The 699-nt window shown below is 36.5% G+C and carries 2 protein-coding genes; both read left to right on the top strand.

The features are described from left to right. Window positions 1-337: pantoate--beta-alanine ligase (locus ABDH49_09245; GenBank protein ID MEN3047123.1), on the top strand; the 337-nt coding region annotated here is incomplete at its 5' end. 147 nt (window positions 338-484) lie between these two features. After that, complete coding sequence (locus tag ABDH49_09240) at window positions 485-610, top strand: hypothetical protein (protein MEN3047122.1); 126 nt, start codon at window positions 485-487, stop codon at window positions 608-610. Window positions 611-699 lie beyond the last annotated feature (89 nt).

The following is a 699-nucleotide window of genomic DNA, read 5'->3' as shown; positions in this document are numbered from 1 at the left end:
CGTTGAAACAGTGAGAGAAGAAGATGGACTTGCAATGAGCTCAAGAAATACTTATCTTACACCATCTGAAAGAAAGGAGGCACCAATTATTTATAAATCACTTTTACTAGCAAAAAAGCTCATAGAAGAAGGTGAAAGAGACCCTCAGAAGATTATTGAAAAAATGAGGAAATTTATTCGAGAAAACTCAAACTTAATCAAAATTCAGTATATCGAAATTGTTGACCTAGAGAATTTAGCTCCGGTTGATAAAATAAAGAGAGAAATCCTTATCGGAATCGCCTGTTTCTTAGGAAAGGCAAGACTGATTGATAACGTGAGGTTAAGGGTCGATTGAACTAAGCAGAAAGGATAATTTTCCCTGATGCTTCTCACGTAACGGTTTATATGTTAGACAGAAAGAGCAAGAAGTTATGACTTGGCGCAAAAAGTTTATTTGGTTGAGGTTTTGAGAGAAAATGCTTAAGGGGAAACTCTTGAACTTATGGTAAGAGAATTAACAACTAGAATCGCTGAACCTAACTCAATGTTTTCTAAAAGAAAAAGAATGATACAATCGGTGATAAATCCTGCAGGAACTCTTGGCAAACTAAGAGAGGAGATTGTATAATCATTATATGCTTTCCGGGATCTGCTCAGAATGTGGAGCGAAGGTTCAGGAGGGGTTCTTATTTTGCCCATTCTGTGGAAAGAAACTAG

Source organism: Candidatus Hydrothermales bacterium (assembly GCA_039630235.1).
Classification (GTDB): Bacteria; Hydrothermota; Hydrothermia; order Hydrothermales; family JAJRUZ01; genus JBCNVI01.
Note: the sequence above shows the minus strand (reverse complement) of the source record. Positions and strands in the feature narration are given on the sequence as shown.